Annotated in this window: 10 protein-coding genes; 8 read left to right on the top strand and 2 right to left on the bottom strand. The window is 67.0% G+C overall.

Features of this window, described 5'->3' with window-relative positions; genetic code table 11:
- The first annotated feature begins 111 nt into the window (after positions 1-111).
- The 7 genes from BDI24065_RS24535 (at position 112) to yjfF (ending at position 7,268) form a co-directional block, all read left to right on the top strand.
- Positions 112-690: a YceI family protein gene (locus tag BDI24065_RS24535; protein WP_175033436.1), complete on the top strand. Its 579-nt coding sequence runs from the start codon at positions 112-114 to the stop codon at positions 688-690.
- A 21-nt stretch (positions 691-711) separates the two neighbouring features.
- Positions 712-1,317 carry an FMN-dependent NADH-azoreductase gene (locus BDI24065_RS24530; RefSeq protein WP_175033435.1) on the top strand — a complete coding sequence of 202 codons (606 nt, stop codon included), beginning with the start codon at positions 712-714 and terminating at the stop codon, positions 1,315-1,317.
- A 35-nt stretch (positions 1,318-1,352) separates the two neighbouring features.
- On the top strand, positions 1,353-2,204 hold the full coding sequence (locus BDI24065_RS24525) for a pirin family protein (RefSeq protein ID WP_175033434.1): 852 nt from the start codon (positions 1,353-1,355) through the stop codon (positions 2,202-2,204).
- A gap of 390 nt (positions 2,205-2,594) precedes the next feature.
- Positions 2,595-3,557 (top strand): ABC transporter substrate-binding protein, encoded by a 963-nt coding sequence (locus BDI24065_RS24520; RefSeq protein WP_175033433.1) that lies wholly within the window; start codon positions 2,595-2,597, stop codon positions 3,555-3,557.
- A gap of 74 nt (positions 3,558-3,631) precedes the next feature.
- Complete coding sequence (locus BDI24065_RS24515) at positions 3,632-5,146, top strand: sugar ABC transporter ATP-binding protein (RefSeq protein ID WP_175033432.1); 1,515 nt, start codon at positions 3,632-3,634, stop codon at positions 5,144-5,146.
- Positions 5,143-6,183, top strand: coding sequence for an ABC transporter permease (locus tag BDI24065_RS24510; protein ID WP_175033431.1), 1,041 nt, complete (start codon positions 5,143-5,145; stop codon positions 6,181-6,183). Before BDI24065_RS24515 ends, BDI24065_RS24510 begins: the two co-directional genes overlap by 4 nt.
- A complete protein-coding gene (gene yjfF / locus BDI24065_RS24505) occupies positions 6,180-7,268 on the top strand; it encodes a galactofuranose ABC transporter, permease protein YjfF (RefSeq protein WP_175033430.1) in 1,089 nt (362 codons plus the stop codon). The genes BDI24065_RS24510 and yjfF overlap by 4 nt, the downstream gene beginning before the upstream one ends.
- 136 nt (positions 7,269-7,404) lie before the next feature.
- On the opposite strand, the gene BDI24065_RS24500 is transcribed toward yjfF, so the two are convergent.
- Together BDI24065_RS24500 and BDI24065_RS24495 are read right to left on the bottom strand one after the other, a co-directional pair.
- On the bottom strand, positions 7,405-9,750 hold the full coding sequence (locus BDI24065_RS24500; RefSeq protein ID WP_175033429.1) for a sensor histidine kinase: 2,346 nt from the start codon (positions 9,748-9,750) through the stop codon (positions 7,405-7,407).
- Positions 9,743-10,579, bottom strand: coding sequence for a response regulator transcription factor (locus BDI24065_RS24495; RefSeq protein ID WP_175033428.1), 837 nt, complete (start codon positions 10,577-10,579; stop codon positions 9,743-9,745). The genes BDI24065_RS24500 and BDI24065_RS24495 overlap by 8 nt, the downstream gene beginning before the upstream one ends.
- Before the next feature lie 1,408 nt (positions 10,580-11,987).
- On the opposite strand from BDI24065_RS24495, the gene BDI24065_RS41545 reads away from it, so the two are divergent.
- Positions 11,988-17,246, top strand: coding sequence for a YadA-like family protein (locus BDI24065_RS41545; protein ID WP_175033427.1), 5,259 nt, complete (start codon positions 11,988-11,990; stop codon positions 17,244-17,246).
- Positions 17,247-17,280: the final 34 nt, after the last annotated feature.

Here is a 17,280-nt window from a genome sequence, read left to right as displayed (position 1 = left end):
CCTCCAAAAATGGATTAATCAAATCCTATTTATCCGTCTAGTGTAAAGCAGCTTCAATCTCCATACTGCTCTCACGTGACAGACAAACCTCTACGTTCCAGGGAGAAAGCGTTGAAGAAGCATCTGATGATCGCCGCGGGCGCACTGGCCGCATCGCTGTCGCTGTCGGCCTTTGCCGAAAGCACGACGTACCAGTTCGACCCGAACCACACGTACCCGAGCTTCGAGGCCGACCACATGGGCGGCCTGTCGGTGTGGCGCGGCAAGTTCGACAAGTCGAGCGGCGCCGTGACGCTCGACCGCGCGGCGAAGACGGGCACGGTCGACGTGACGACCGACCTCGCGTCGATCCACACCGGCAGCGCGAAGCTCGACGAGCACCTGCAGACGGCCGAATTCTTCGACGTCGCGAAGTTTCCGCAGGCGAACTACAAGGGCACGATCAAGTTCGACGGCGACAAGCCAGTATCGGTGGTCGGCAACCTGACGCTGCATGGCGTCACGAAGCCGGTCACGCTGAAGATCGATTCGTTCAAGTGCATGCCGCACCCGATGCTCAAGCGTGAAGTGTGCGGTGTCGACGCGGTCGGCGAATTCAACCGCGATGATTTCGGCCTCGACTACGGCAAGCAGTACGGCTTCAGGATGAAGACGAAGCTGCTGATCACGGCCGAAGCGCTCAAACAGTAATTCCGTTCGGAGAACATGCACATGAAACTGCTTCATATCGATTCCAGCATTCTTGGCCAGGGCTCCGTCAGTCGCGAACTGTCGGCAGAGGTGGTCGCGACGTTCCGTGCCCGCGATCCGGGCCTTGCCGTGACGCGCCTCGATCTCGCGGTCACGCCGATCGGCCATCTGACGGCGGACCACCTAGCCGCCGCGCAAGGCGCCCCGATCGCGGACGCATTGAAGGCGGACGTCGAGATCGGCCAGCGCGCGCTCGACGAATTCCTCGCCGCGGACATCGTGGTGATCGGCGCGCCGATGTACAACTTCGGCATCGCGTCGCAACTGAAGGCGTGGATCGACCGCATCTCGGTTGCCGGCACGACGTTTCGTTACGGCGAAAACGGGCCGGTCGGGTTGTGCGGCGGCAAGAAGCTGGTCGTCGCGTCGTCGCGCGGCGGCGTGTACAGCGAAGGTTCGCCTGCTGCCGCGTTCGATCATCAGGAAACCTATCTGAAGGCGGCGTTCGGTTTCCTGGGCATCACGGACATCACGTTCATCCGCGCGGAAGGCGTGGCGATGGGGCAGGACACGCGCAGCGGCGCCATCGCATCGGCGAAGGAAGCGGCGGCTGCGCTCGCGGCCTGACGCCAGCGACCGGGACCGACCACAGGAGAACCGCCATGTCACATGTCACCCAGCCCGCCGACGTCGACCTCGCCGTCGCCGGCCGTCACGTCGTCTTTCGCACGCGCGGCCGCGCGCACGGGCCGATCGTCCGGATGGTGAGCCCGTCCGACGTCGGCGAGATGATCAAGCCGTTCGTGTTTCTCGATCTGGTCGACACGCGGGCGTCGCTCGGGTCGGGCTTCGGCTGGCATCCGCATTCGGGGATCGCCACGCTCACGCTCGTGATCGACGGCCGAGGCACCTACGCCGAATCCACCGGCCACGAAGGCACGACCGTCGCGGGCGACATCGAATGGATGAGCGCCGGGCGCGGAGTCTGGCATACCGGTACCGTCGTACCGCCGGTCAAGGTGTTCCAGCTGTGGGTTGCGTTGCCGCCGGAGCGCGAGCTGGCGCCGGCGTTCAGCCAGCATCTGTCGATTGCCGACATTCCGTCGGACGGCCCGGCGCGCGTGCTGCTCGGCCGCAGCGGCGACGCGGTCAGCCCGATCGATGCGCCGCCGGGCCTCCACTACGTCGTCGTGCAACTCATGGCCGGCGAGCGCTGGACCTGCCGGCCGCAGCCGGGCTGCACCGTCGGCTGGACCGCGGTGATGGACGGCGGCCTGCGCGTACCGGATCCGGTCGGCCAGGGCGAACTGGTGGTCTTCGACGCGTCCGACGCCCCGATCGAATTCGAGGCGGTGACCGACGTGCGCTTCGTGGTCGGCACGGCCGTTCCGCATCCGCACGACCTGCATCTGGGCAACTACTCGGTGCACACGAGTGCAGCCGCGCTGGTGGCGGGCGAGCGCGAGATCGTGCGCATCGGCCACGAACTGCGCGCGAAGGGCGTGTTGCGCTGATCCGGCACGCGCCGCGGCATGGCGGCGCACGGGGTCGCCGGACGGGCGCGCTGCCTGGCGTGTCGTTGGCATGTTCTGTCCGACGCAGACCGATATCTCCGTGACGAGGCCCGCGCATTCCCCGAATGCGCGGGCCTTCGCGCGTTCAAGCCGACCCGGCAGGCGCGCCCAAGCCGTCTCCACGCGCTTAGGTGTTTATACGTATGCCGATTCCGATATCGCCTCAATCCAATATTTCATTAGAAGGTTATCGGACTTGTTCCTAGACTGATGCGGGGCATGCAGACCGGGCCGGCTCGACGCACCGGCCCGCGCAGCCCCGATCCGCGCCCGCGCCACGCAGAAACAGAACAGCGCCGCGGCAGACAACGACATCATCGGAGACGAACCATGACATTCATCAGGAAGCTGGCAGCCGGCGCGATCGTTGCCGCCGCGGCGGTGCTGGCCGGCGGCGCGCACGCGCAGCAGAAGCCGATCACGCTCGGGTTCTCGCAGGTCGGCGCGGAAAGCGCGTGGCGCACCGCGAACACCGTGTCGGTGAAGGGCGCGGCAAAGGACGCCGGCATCAACCTGAAGTTCTCCGACGCCCAGCAGAAGCAGGAGAACCAGATCCGCGCGATCCGCTCGTTCATCGCGCAGAAAGTCGACGTGATCGCGTTCTCGCCGGTCGTCGAGTCGGGCTGGGAGCCGGTGCTGACCGAAGCGAAGGCCGCGCACATCCCGGTGATCCTGACCGACCGCGCGGTCGACGTGAAGGATCCGTCGCTGTACGTGACGATGATCGGTTCGGACTTCCTCGAGGAAGGGCGGCGCGCGGGCCACTGGATGGAAGAGCACTACAAGAACGACGCGGGCCCGATCAACATCGTCGAGCTGCAGGGGACGGTGGGTTCCGCGCCGGCCAACGATCGCCGCGCGGGCCTGCTCGAAGTGATCAAGAGCGATCCTAAATTCAAGGTGATCGCGTCGCAGAGCGGCGACTTCACGCTCGCCGGCGGCAAGCAGGTGATGGAAGCGTTCGCGAAGACCTACGGCAAGCAGATCAACGTCGTCTACGCGCACAACGACGACATGGCGCTCGGCGCGATCCAGGCCATGGAAGAAGCCGGGATCAAGCCCGGCAAGGACGTGAGCGTCGTGTCGTTCGATGCGACGAAGGGCGGCTTCCAGGCGATGGTCGCCGGCAAGATCAACGTCGATGTCGAATGCAGCCCGCTGCTCGGCCCGCAACTGATGAGCGCGGTGAAGGACGTCGTCGCCGGCAAGCCGCTGCCCAAGCGCATCGTGACGAACGAGACCGTGTTCCCGATGAACGTCGCGGCCCAGATGCTGCCGACCCGCAAGTACTGACCGGTCCGGCAGGTCCTGCACGGCGGGCGCCGCGTCGCGGTCGCCCGGGCGGCAACCGTTTCGAAGGAGGATGCATGGAGAGTCCGCCGGTGGTCGAGATGATCGGCATCGACAAGTCGTTTCCGGGCGTGAGCGCGCTGCAGCGCGTGGACTTCCGGCTGTTTCCGGGCGAGATCCACGCGTTGATGGGCCAGAACGGCGCGGGCAAGTCGACGCTGATCAACGTGCTCACCGGCGTGCATGCGCACGATGCGGGCGAGATTCGCGTCGGCGGCCGGCCCGTGCGCTTCGCCGCGCCGCGCGAGGCCGAGGCGGCCGGCATCCAGACGCTCTACCAGGAAGTGAACCTGTGCGCGAACCTGTCGGTCGCGGAGAACATCTTCGCCGGCCGGCAGCCGATGCGGCGCGGCGCGATCGACTGGAACACGATCCACGCGCGTTCGCGTGCGGCGCTCGCCGAACTCGACCTGTCGCTCGACGTCACGCGCTCGCTCGATGCGTATCCGATCGCGGTGCAGCAGATGGTCGCGATCGCGCGGGCCGTCTCGGTCGACGCACGCGTGCTGATCCTCGACGAGCCGACGTCGAGCCTCGACGACGGCGAGGTCGCGCGGCTGTTCGACGTACTGCGCCGGCTGAAGGCGTCGGGCATCGCGATCCTGTTCGTCACGCACTTTCTCGAACAGACCTATGCGGTGTCCGACCGGATCACCGTGATGCGCAACGGCGAACGCGAGGGCGAGTATCTGGCGCGCGATCTGCCGGTCGACCTGCTGGTCGCGAAGATGACCGGTCGCGAACGGATGTCGGACACGCTGCAGGCGGGTGCGGCGGCGGTCGAGCGCACCGCCGGCGAGGTCGAACCGTTCCTGTCGATGCAGCAGGTCGGCCGACGCGGGATGATGAATGCGCTCGATCTCGACGTGCGGCCCGGCGAGATCGTCGGGCTGGCCGGGCTGCTCGGCTCGGGGCGCACCGAAACCGCGCAGCTGGCGTTCGCCGCGGAACGGGCGGACACCGGCGCGATCGAGATCGACGGCGCGCGCAAGCGGCTCGCGTCGCCGCACGACGCGGTTCGCCACGGTATCGCGTATTGCCCCGAGGATCGCAAGAAGGAGGGCATCGTCGCCGCGCTGTCGATCCGCGAGAACATCGTGCTCGCGCTGCAGGCGCGGCGCGGCTGGTGGCGGCTGATTGGGCCCGCGCGGCAGCGCGAGATCGCCGACACGTACATCGCGCGGCTCGGCATCAAGGCACGCGATGCGGAGCAGCCGATCGGGCTGCTGTCGGGCGGCAACCAGCAGAAGGTGCTGCTCGCGCGCTGGCTCGCGACGGAACCGAAGCTGCTGATTCTCGACGAGCCGACGCGCGGCATCGACGTCGCCGCGAAATTCGACATCATGGAGCGCGTGCTCGCGCTATGCGCGCAGGGGCTCGCGATCCTGTTCATCTCGTCGGAGATCGGCGAGGTCGTGCGCGTGAGCCACCGGATCGCGGTGCTGCGCGACCGGCGCAAGGTCGCCGAACTGACCGGCGCCGACGCATCCGAGGAGCAGGTTTACCGGCTGATCGCGGGAGGCCAGTCATGACGCGGCTGCGCATGCTGTTTCGTCATTCGCTCGTGTGGCCGGTGCTGACGCTCGTGCTGCTGTTCGCGCTCGACGTCGCGCATCGCCCGGGTTTCCTGTCGATCACGCTGCTCGACGGTCACCTGTTCGGCGCGCCGATCGACATCCTGAACCGCGCGGCGCCGCTCGTGATCGTGTCGCTCGGGATGACGCTCGTGATCGCGACGCGCGGGATCGACATCTCGGTCGGCGCGATCGTCGCGATTGCCGGCGCGGCCGCGGCGATCGTGCTCGATGCGGACCCGTCGCGGGTCGGCGTGGCGCTGGCCGCCGCGCTCGGCGTCGGCCTGCTGGCCGGCGCATGGAACGGGCTGCTCGTCGCGTTCGTCGGGATGCAGCCGATCATCGCGACGCTGATCCTGATGGTGGCCGGCCGCGGTGTCGCGCAGCTGCTGACGGGCGGCCAGATCATCCCGATCGGCGCACCCGGCTACCTCGCGCTCGGCGGTGGCTATCTCGCGACCGTGCCGTGTGCGGTGTGGATCGCGCTGGCGACGATCGCCGCGACCGCGCTGCTGGTGAACCGCACCGCGCTCGGGCTGTTCATCCGCGCGATCGGCGTGAACCCGGTCGCGACACGGCTCGTGGGGCTGCGCTCGGGCGCGATCGTGTTCGGCGTGTATCTGTTTTCAGGTGTGATGTCGGCGCTCGCGGGCATCCTGGCCAGCTCGAACGTGCGTAGCGCCGACGGCAACAACGCGGGGCTGCTGCTCGAACTCGACGCGATCCTCGCGGTGACGCTCGGCGGCACGTCGCTGCTCGGCGGCCGCTTCAGCCTTGCCGGCTCGGTGCTCGGCGCGCTGATCATCCAGACGCTCACCTACACGACTTATTCGATCGGCGTGCCGCCGGAGGCGACGCTCGTCGTCAAGGCGGTCGTCGTGATCGTCGTGACGCTGATCCAGTCGGAGGCCGCACGTGCGTGGGTCGTCCGGCATGCGTCGCGGCTGCTGCCTTCCGCGCGTTCGCGCGCCACCACCGGAGCGACGCCGCGATGACCCGATTCCTTGGCCGGCTCGCCGACCCGCGCACGCTGCCGATCGTCGTGACGATCGTGCTGTTTGCCGCGCTGTTCGGCTTCGGGTCCGTGATGTACACGGGCTTCTTCTCGATGCAGGTGCTGACCGGGCTGCTCGTCGACAACGCGTTCCTGCTGATCGTCGCGATCGGGATGACGTTCGTGATCGTGTCGGGCGGCATCGACCTGTCGGTCGGCTCGGTCGTGGCGCTGACCACGATCTTCTGTGCGGTCGGCGCCGAGCGGCTGCACTGGCCCGTGTGGGTGATCGTGCCGCTCGTGCTCGCGTTCGGTGCACTGTACGGCGCGGCGATGGGCGCGCTGATCCATTATTTCCGGCTGCAGCCGTTCATCGTCACGCTGGCCGGGATGTTTCTCGCGCGCGGCGCGTGCTTCCTGATCACGACGCAGTCGATCACGATCAACGAGCCGGTGTTCCATGCGATCGCGGGCATCAGCGTGCCGGTCGGCGGCGGCATGCTGAGCGCGGGCGCGCTGATCGCGCTCGCGACGCTGGCCGCGGCGATCTACGTCGCGCATTTCACGCGCTTCGGCCGCAACGTGTACGCGATCGGCGGCAACGAGCGCTCGGCGCTGCTGATGGGGCTGCCGGTCGCGCGCACGAAAGTGGGCGTCTACGCGCTGAGCGGCTTCTGTTCGGCGCTCGGCGGCGTGGTGTTCACGCTGTACGTGCTGTCCGGTTACGGGCTGCAGGCCCAGGGGATGGAACTCGACGCGATCGCCGCGACCGTGATCGGCGGCACGCTGCTGACGGGCGGCGTGGGCTACGTGGTCGGCTCGGTGTTCGGCGTCGGCATCCTCGGGACGATCCAGGTGCTGATCACGTTCGACGGCACGTTGAGTTCGTGGTGGACGCGGATCGTGATCGGCGCGCTGCTGTGCGTGTTCTGCGTGCTGCAACGGGTCATCGAACGGCACGCGGCGCGGCGGCGCACGGGCGGCACGGGGCTCGGCGCATCGAGGCCGCAGCACGACCGCACGCAGGCGCGGCCGGCAACGCCCGACGAGGGCGCCGAGCTGGTGTCGACGATGCAGCGGCTGTAGCGCGCGCATCGTCTGGCTGGGGTAGTAACGCACGGCACGAAGCGCCCTGGCGTGACGGTGGGTGGTGTCGATTCGTCGACTGTCGAACCCGGAGGCCGGCCGGTGCCCGGCGTGGGCGACGCGGCTGCCCGCGCTGTCAGGCGGGCCCGGTCGCGCCGGCCGCGGCGTCGAACGACGTATCGGCGCTGCGCGCGTCTTTCAGCGAGCCGGCCAGTTTCCCGATCGCGTCGAGGTCCAGCGCATCGAGGTGCTCGCGCACGTCCCGCACGAAGGCCGCGTAATCCGGCTCGTCCGCATACTGGCCGAGCCATTCCTCGATATCGGTGAGCTGCCCGTTGTCGGCCAGCCGGATCAGTGCGTCGAGTGCATCGTTCGGCGGGCACGGCATCGTGGGCGCGGCGACGTCCGGTTCGGCATCGTGGTCCGGTTGAAACCGCCGGAGAAGCTCCGACGCCGGCACGAGCGCGTGCCCGACGGCCGGCGCGACAAACGCGAACGAGAACGCCGTGCCGACGCCCGGCTGGCTGGCGACGGCCAGCTCGCCCCCCATCGCGCCGACGATGCGCTGCGCGATGAACAGACCGAGCCCGGTGCCGCCGTTCACGGCCTGCACCTGCTGGTACGCGCGGAAGATGTCGCGGTTGCCGCTGATGTCGATCCCGATCCCCGTATCGGCCACTTCGAACAGCAGGCGCCAGGTGTCGCCTTCGCGCGCGGCGTGAATCGACAGCGTGACCGTGCCGTCGCGCGTGAACTTCGACGCGTTGGACAGCAGGTTGAGCAGCACCTGCTGCAGCCGCATGCCGTCGATCGACACCGTGCGGGGCAGCGGCGTGGCCGGCCGGTAGACGAACCGGTTGTCCTGCTGCGCGCACAGCGCGACCGCGTAGTGGCCGATGTCGTCGAGCAGGCCGGGCAGGTCGGTCGCGTCCGGCGACACGCCGAGCGGCTGCAGCTCGGCCTTCGTGAACGCGAGCAGTTCGTCGATCAGCGTGAGCTGGTAGCGGATGCTGCGGTCGATCGACCGGATCAGCCGCGCCTGGCCGCGCGTCGCACCCTGCAGCAGCAGCTTCGCGTAGCCGTTGATCGTGGACAGCGGCGCGCGCAGGTCGTGGCTGACGTAGCCGAGCGTCTCGATCTTCTGCTGCATGTGGGTCGTCACCTGTTGCAGCGCGTCGTTGAGCGCGAGCGTGCGTCGTGCGACTTCGTCGCGCAGGCGATCCTGTTCGGTGATCTGCCAGTGTTCGAGCCGCTTCCTCGCCTCGGTGCGCTGGCGGCCGACATGGTGGATCCACGCGGCCAGCACCAGCAGGTGCGTGGCGAGCCCGACGATCGCGATGACCGGGTTCGGGTAGATATCGGATTTGAGCCAGGCGAGTGCCGGCGGCAGCGCGTTCATGCCGTCGAGCACGCGGATCAGCATGTTGAAGGTGGCGATCGCAATGGCAATCAGCATCACGCGGCCGGTGGGCGTCCGGCGGACCGCGAGCAGCAGCGCGAGGCCGATGTTGACGATCCCGGTCAACGCGTTCAGCCGCAGGCAGAACCACGTGAACGTCAGCAGGTCGCCGCATGCGGCGCCGACCATGCCGACGCCTTCGAGCGCGATGAATGCCATGTAGATCGCGCGCATCGGCAGCTTCGCCTGCTCGCGCCGGGCGACCATCAGGATGAAGAGGAAGAAGCAGGAAACCGCCAGGTACGCGAAGATGACTTCGCCGCGCGCGGACCATTCACGCAGCGCTGATGGCAATGCCATCGCCGTATAGCCCCGGTAAGTCGCTTCGAACAGCGTCGTGCCCAGCGCCACCGCGGCCAGCACATGAAACACGCCGCTGCGCGAAAAGAACCCGATCAGCAGCGCGCACCACATGAGCGCGAGCAGCCCGCCGAAGAAGCCGAAGTCCCACATCGTCGCGCGCCGTTCCAGCGCATCCCATGCGGGACGCGTGAACGCGGCCGGCGCGAGCCGCATTTCCTTGCGCGACGTGACGCGGATCAGCACGGGGACGCTTTCGCCCGCACGCAGCGTGACGTCGAGTGCCGGGTAGCGCGACGGCTGTTGGATATCACTGCCGGCGCCGGCGGCCGGGAAGCGGCTGTCGAGTGTCCACCGGCCGTTCTGGCCGAGATAGAAGTCCGCCTGGTCGACCCGTGCGTCGCGAATCACCAGCACCAGCGGGCGCGCGGCGCTGTCGCGGTTGATCAGCGTGGCGCGAACCCACCATGCCGAGCGCGAGAACTCGACGTTGAACGACGACGTGCTCGCCAACGGCGTGCCATGCGCCGGATCGGCGAGCCGTGCGGCGACCTGATCGGCGGACATCGTCGTGCTCGGGTCCTCGAAGACCGACACGGCGTCCAGTTGCGCGGGGTTCGGCGTCGACGCGGCGCGCGCCGTCGCGCAGGTGACGGCCATCGCGAACAGAAGCAGCAGCACCGCGCGACATCCGGCTGCCCATGCCGCGTGGCGCCTAAACATCGTGATGGTGCTCCCCGGGCGTCGCGGGCGGGGCGTTGACCGCATGGCGCTGGCGCCGCCAGTCGGACGGCGTGATGCCGAAGCGTTCACGAAAGGCCGTTGCGAAATTGCCGGGCGTGGAAAAGCCGATTTCCTCGGCGATGTCGCCGATCCCCATCGACGTTTCCGCGAGGAAATGCATCGCGGCGCGCAGGCGCGTGTCGCGCAGATACTCGAATACGGTCTGGCCGAGATGGTCGCGAAACACGCGCGACAGGCGCTTTTCGTGCGTACCGACCTGCCGGGCGAGATCCTCGAGCGCCGGCGGATGGCGCAGGTCGCGCAGCAACACCTCGCTCGCTGCACGCACGAGGGCCGCATCCGGGTTGTCGGGCAGTTCGGGCAGATGCGCGAACGGCTGGCTGCGCCGCGTCCGTTTCAGGTGGTTGCGGATCCGGGCCAGCACTTCCGTCGGTTCGAACGGCTTGATGATGTAGTCGATCGCGCCTGCTTCGAGCCCCGCGATGCGATCCTCGAGATCGCCCGCCGCCGTCAGGATGATGATCGGGACCGATTGCGTCGAAGGGGTCGACGCGAGCAGCCGGCACGCGGCGAAGCCGTCCATGCGCGGCATGCGGACATCCATCAGGATCAGGTCGGGCGCGATGGCCTGGGCGCGGTGATAGGCCTGCAGCCCGTCGAACGCGACGCTGATCCGGCACCGCGCGGCACGCAGGATTTCGGTCAGGAGCCGCAGGTCGTTCGGGCGATCGTCGACGACAAGAATATGTGCGTCGGCGAGATCCGGCGTGGGACGAGGCGACGCCGAACTGGACAAGCGGGATGACATGGTTGCGGACGCGTTGGAAGGGTGGCCGGTCAGATTGAAAGCATCGCGATCTGCACGATTGTTGCGAAAAATTATATGCCGACAACAAGTCATATTGTGAGGATTCCGTGCGGTCCGTGGGGGCTTGTGCGGCGAGGTGTTGCACGGTTGTCATCGCGGCGCCCGGCCGAAATAAACGGAGGTGGAAAAACATGCCGTATTTCAATTTAAAATCGGTCTAATTTTCCGGGTTAATGGCGTTGAATTCCGGATTTCCGGAAATTCATCCAATGTAAAGCGGGTGAAAAGAATTCGTGTCTGGCGGGATTATTGATTGCGAGTGGATGATCGGAATTGTGTTTTCATAAAATTCCGATTTACGTCGGAATGTATGAATGTAAATGCCGTCCGCTCTGGAAAAGGATTTTTCCGCTCGGGAAAAGGTTCGTTTGAACGGATGCCTGCACACTAGCCCCGGCGCGGCTGGAATCGGTTCTTTCAAACGAACGGGATCGCGCGGATCGCAATCCGGAGTCCCATCTTCGCGTATGCGATACCAATGTGACATTGACCGATGCAATTCCCATGATTTGGGAAGATGGCGGTGAACGAATAACTGGCACGAGGGTAATGCAAATTTCATAATTTGCCGAATATGTTGCTATATAAGAGAAATCGGTGATGCTTGAAATGTGGTTGGGTGTGAAGCACCGGTCGAGACGAAATCGTCAAGTAAATTCGATCGATTAATTCGGTGCAGGGGTCGTCCGGCAAGTCGTCGCTGCTATTCCGGAAATCCGGAACATGCGTTCGACGGCCGGACGGACAGGGTGAGTGGCCGCGCGTCGGCTGTCCGGGAGTTCGATCCATCGGGGGACAGCCGCGTGCGGCGCGCTTTCGAATCAGGCGGGCACGAAAACGATGAGCACAACAGGCATCACAGGCCAACGCACCGGTTCGCACGAACCGGCGGCGCATGCTTCAGTCCCGGGGATCGCATGGCGTCATCCTCCTCCTGAATGAAGCAGGGCGGGCCGCCCCCGGGTGCGGGCCGGCTTCCGTCCATCCAGCGTCTGAATGACGCTTTCCCATGAGATTCAAGGTCGTCGCAGGTTCGGCGCGATGGCGCTCGCGTGCGCGGATGCGCGGCGCGGCGCGCGTCGTGCCGCCCGGCCAGTCGTGTCGGCTTCCGTGATTCGATAACCGGCGATCGTCGCCTCGCATCGTGTCGACCGGCACGGGCGGCGTGCGGTCGCGTGATCGCGATGTCCATCGCGCGTGTCGTGCAGCGTTACCCGGCTGTTTAGTTAGTGATCCAAAGTGAGTGGCGGCGCGTCGCGACGCGGACGGGAATGTGCAGAGGACGTTCTCGCCGGCTGCCGTGTTCGCCGTTGCGTCATCCAGCACATGAGAACCGAGGGAAGACAAGATGAACAAGTCGTTCAAATCGATCTGGAACGAAGCATTGGGAGCCTGGGTTGCGGCTTCGGAGCTTGATCGGGCGCGCGGCAAGCGCGTTGCGTCGTCGCGTGGCACGCCGGAGCGTGACGTCGAAGGAGCGGCCGCGGTTCGCGCAGGCATGCCTGCGGTTCCGTCGCTCAGGCGGCTCACTGTGTTGATGGCGTCCGCGTATCTCGCGCTGTTCCATGCCGGCGCGCATGCGCAGTACAACCCGGATGGCGGCACGGCCACCGGCGGCGTCAGCTCGATCTCGATCGGCGTCGGGTCGAGCGCCGCGCAGACGAACTCCACCGCGTTGGGCAATCTGTCGACGGCGCAGGGCGTGTCGGCCACGGCCCTCGGCCCGGGTGCGCATGCGATGGCTGACGGTTCGACGGCCGTCGGCATCAATGCGCAGGCGACGGGCGTCAACAGCGCGTCGATGGGTGTGCAGGCGATCAGTTCGGGCGCGTTTTCGGTTGCCGTCGGCAACCAGGCGCAAGCGACGCAATCCGGTGCGGTAGCGATGGGCAGTGGCGCGACCGCAACCGGTGTTTCTGCCATCGGGCTCGGCAACAATGCAACGGCCTCCGGTCAGAATGCGGCTGCGCTCGGTCTTGGCGCGGTTTCGTCGGGCCTCAGCAGCGTTGCACTCGGCTTTTCGGCACAAGCAATCAACCAGGGCTCGATTGCGTTCGGCAACCAGTCCACCAGTTCCGGCGCGGCCGGTGTAGCAGTGGGCAGCGGCGCGCTGGCTTCCGGCAATTCCGCTCTCGCGATGGGTGTCAACAGCGGCGGGAAGGGCACGACGTCGATCGCGATCGGCTGGGGCGGCACCGCGGGGGTGGCCGGCTCCGGCACGCAGTCGCTCGGTACCAGTTCGATCGCGCTGGGCTCGAATACGACGGCCGGCGCCGATACCTCGATGGCGTTCGGCACGAGCGCGAATGCGGCGGGTGTCAGTTCGATTGCGGTGGGCGTCCAGTCGAGCGCGACGCAGCAGTTCGCGACCGCGCTCGGTAATGCCTCGCTGGCGAGCGGCGTGTCGGCGAGCGCACTGGGAGCCGGCGCGACGGCGTCGGCCACGAATGCGACGGCCATCGGCATCAACAGCGTCGCGGCGGCGGGTTCAACCGTGGCGATCGGCGACAGCAACTCGGTCGCGGCCGCCGCGGGTGCGGGCTCGATCGCCGGGGGTAACAATTCGAAGGTGCTGAGCGGCATCGGCGCCGTCGCGCTGGGCCAGGGCCAGACGGTCAGCGGCAACGGTGCGGTGGCGATCGGCGACCCGAGCACCGCGATCGGCACCGGCGCGGTCACGGCCGGGTCGAACAACACGGCCAACGGCGACGGCGCGGTCGCCATCGGCAATTCGAACACCGCGCAGGGCACCGGCTCGCTCGCGCTCGGCAACACGTCGACGGCCGCGGCGGCCGGTGCGGTGGCGTTCGGCGCGTCGGCCGTGGCGAACAATGCGGGCGACGTCGCGCTCGGCTCGGGCTCGACGACGGCTGCACCGAATCCGACGTCAAGCGCGACGATCGGCGGCGTGACGTACACGTTCAACGGCACGAATCCGACCAGCGTCGTCAGCGTCGGCGCGGCGGGTACCGAGCGCCAGATCACCAATGTCGCGGCCGGGCGCATCAATTCGGCGAGCACCGATGCGATCAACGGGTCGCAGCTTGCTGCGACGAACACGGCGGTGAATTCGCTGTCGACGTCGACGGCGTCGAGCGTCAGCTCGTTGTCGACCGGGGTGTCGTCGTTGTCGACCGGATTGTCGTCGGCCAACAGCTCGATTACGTCGCTTTCCACGTCGGCTTCGACCGGGATCAGCTCGTTGTCTACCGGGTTGAGTTCGACCAATAGCTCGGTGACGTCGTTGTCGACTTCCGCATCGACGGGCATCAGTTCGCTGTCGACGGGGCTGAGTTCGACCAATAGTTCGGTAACCTCATTGTCGACTTCAGCGTCGACCGGATTGTCGTCGGCCAACAGTTCGATCACGTCGCTGTCCACGTCAACGTCGACCGGCATCAGTTCGTTGTCGACGGGGCTGAGTTCGACCAACAGCTCGGTCACGTCGCTGTCGACTTCCACGTCGACGGGGCTGTCGTCTGCCAATAGCGCGATCACGTCGCTGTCTACGTCGACGTCGACCGGCATCAGCTCGTTGTCGACGGGCCTGAGTTCGACCAACAGCTCGGTGACGTCGCTGTCGACTTCGACGTCGACAGGGCTGTCGTCGGCCACTAGCGCGATCACGTCGCTGTCCACGTCAACGTCGACCGGCATCAGCTCGCTGTCGACGGGCCTGAGTTCAACCAACAGTTCGGTGACGTCGCTGTCCACGTCGACGTCGACCGGCATCAGCTCGCTGTCGACGGGCTTGAGTTCAACCAACAGTTCGGTGACGTCGCTGTCCACATCGACGTCGACCGGCATCAGCTCGCTGTCGACCGGCCTGAGTTCGACCAACAGCGCAGTGACTTCCTTGTCGACGTCCACGTCAACGGGCCTGTCGTCGGCCAACAGCGCGATCGCGTCGCTGTCCACCTCGACATCGACGGGCATCACCTCGTTGTCGACGGGCCTGAGCTCGACCAACAGCGCTGTCACGTCATTGTCGACCTCAACGTCGACCGGCCTGTCGACGACCAATAGCGCGATCACGTCACTGTCCACATCGGCTTCGACCGGCCTGAGTTCGACCAACAGCTCGGTGGCTTCGTTGTCGACATCCACGTCGACCGGCATCAGTTCGCTGTCCACCGGGCTGAGCTCGACCAACAGCGCGGTCACGTCGCTGTCGACCTCCACGTCGACGGTCGTCGGCTCGTTGTCCACCGGCCTGAGTTCGACCAACAGTTCGGTCACTTCGCTGTCGACGTCCACGTCGACGGTCGTCGGCTCGTTGTCCACCGGCCTGAGCTCAACCAACAGTTCGGTCACTTCGCTGTCGACGTCGACTTCGACCGCCGTCGGCTCGCTGTCCACCGGCCTGAGTTCGACCAACAGTTCGGTCACTTCGCTGTCGACGTCGACCTCGACCGCCGTCGGCTCGCTGTCCACCGGCCTGAGTTCGACGAACAGCACGGTCACGTCGCTGTCGACTTCGACGTCGACCAGCATCAACTCGCTGTCCACCGGCCTGAGTTCGACCAACAGTTCGGTCACTTCACTGTCGACCTCGACGTCGACGATCGTCGGTTCGCTGTCCACCGGCGTCGCGTCGTTGTCCACCGGCCTGAGCACGACGAACAGCAACGTCACGTCGCTGTCGACCGCCACGTCGACGAGCATCGGCTCACTGTCGACCGGACTCAGTTCGACGACGAGCTCGATCGCGTCGCTGTCGACGTCCACCTCGACGACCGTCGGCTCGCTGTCCACCGGGCTGTCGAGCACGAACAGCAACCTGACGTCGCTGTCCACCGCGACGTCGACGGGCATCGGCTCGCTGTCGACCGGCCTCAGCTCGATCGCCAACAACAACACCAACCTCGGCAACAGCACGGCGGGCGCGATCGGCGGCGGGGCCACCTACGATCCGACGACCGGGAAGATTTCCGCGCCGTCGTACGTGACGTACAACAGCGACGGGTCGACGACGATCAACAACAACGCCGGCTCGGCGATCGACAACATCAACGCGCACGGCATCAAGTATTTCCACGCGAACTCGACCGCGCCGGACAGCCAGGCGCTCGGGCTCGACAGCGTCGCGATCGGCCCGAACGCGGTCGCGAAGGTGGACGGCAGCATCGCGCTGGGCGCCGGCTCGGTGTCCGATCGCGCGACGGTGCCGGCTTCCGGCATCATCCGAAACGGCAGCGCATCGATTCCGTTCAACACGACCGACCAGACGTTGCTGGGTGCGGTCTCGGTCGGCGACGCGGCCAGCAAGACGTATCGCCAGATCACTAACGTCGCGGACGGCACCGGCCAGCAGGACGCCGTGACCGTGCGGCAGCTGGCCGGCGCGCTGCAGTCGTTCGCGGTCACGAGCCAGAAGTATTTCCATGCGAACTCGACGGCTGTGGATTCGCTCGCGGTGGGCGCGGATTCGGTCGCGGTCGGCCCGACGACGGTCGTCAACGGCGATAACGGCGTGGGCATCGGCAACGGCGCGATCGTCGAAGCCACCGCGCCGGGCGGCGTGGCGATCGGGCAGGCGGCCAGCGCCGCGCAGGCCGACGCACTCGCACTCGGCAGCGGCGCAACGGCGACCGGCGCGCAATCGGTCGCGCAGGGCGCCAACGCGGTCGCGGCCAGCGTGGGCAGCGTCGCGCTCGGATCGGGCGCGCACAGCACCGCCACCGATGCGCTCGCGCTCGGCGCCGGCGCGTCGGCGACCTATGCGAACAGCGTCGCGCTCGGCGCGGGCTCGCTGACGACGGTCGGCGCGCAGACGAACTACATCGCGTACGGGCTGAGCACCCCGCAATCGTCGGCCGGCGAGGTCAACATCGGCAACCGGCAGATCACCGGCCTCGCGGCCGGGAAGAACGGCACCGATGCGGTGAACGTGTCGCAACTCGACTCGGTCGCCAACCAGTTGACGACACTCATCACCCAGCGCACGTCGAACCTCGGCGGCTCGTACACGACGAATCCGACCGGCACGAACGTGGCGCCGGGCTCGACGGGGGCGAACTCGTCGGCGGGCGGCTCGGGGGCGGTCGCATCGGGCTCGAACAGCACGGCGGTCGGCAACGGGTCGCTGGCGTCCGGCAACGGGTCGACTGCGATCGGCGTCGGGTCGACCGCGGCGGGCAACAATTCGGCTGCGATCGGCACGGGCAGCAACGACGGCGGCCGCTCGAACGTCGTCGCCGTGGGCTCCGCGGATTCGGCACGCCAGGTCGTCAACGTCGCGGCCGGCACGCAGGGCACCGACGCGGTCAACGTGAACCAGCTGAACGCCAGCGTGAGCAACACGCTGTCGCAGGCGAACAGCTACACCGACGGCCAGGTCGCCAGCCTGCGCAACAGCCTCGACAGCTACCGCCGCGACGCGGACGGCGGCACGGCGACGGCGATGGCCGTCGCCGGCCTGCCGCAACCGTCCGGGCCCGGCAAGAGCATGGTCGCGCTGGCCGGCAGCGTGTATCGCGGCCAGTCGGGGCAGGCGCTGGGTATTTCGACGATCTCGGAGAACAACCACTGGGTCTACAAGGCGGCCGTCTCGACCAACACGCGCGGCACGTATGGCGCGGTCGTCGGTGCCGGGTATCAGTGGTGAGCCGCGGCCCGCGCCGTTTCCCTTCCATTCAGAC

It is taken from the genome of Burkholderia lata, from assembly GCF_902499025.1.
Lineage (GTDB): Bacteria > Pseudomonadota > Gammaproteobacteria > Burkholderiales > Burkholderiaceae > Burkholderia > Burkholderia lata_C.
Note: the sequence above shows the minus strand (reverse complement) of the source record. Positions and strands in the feature narration are given on the sequence as shown.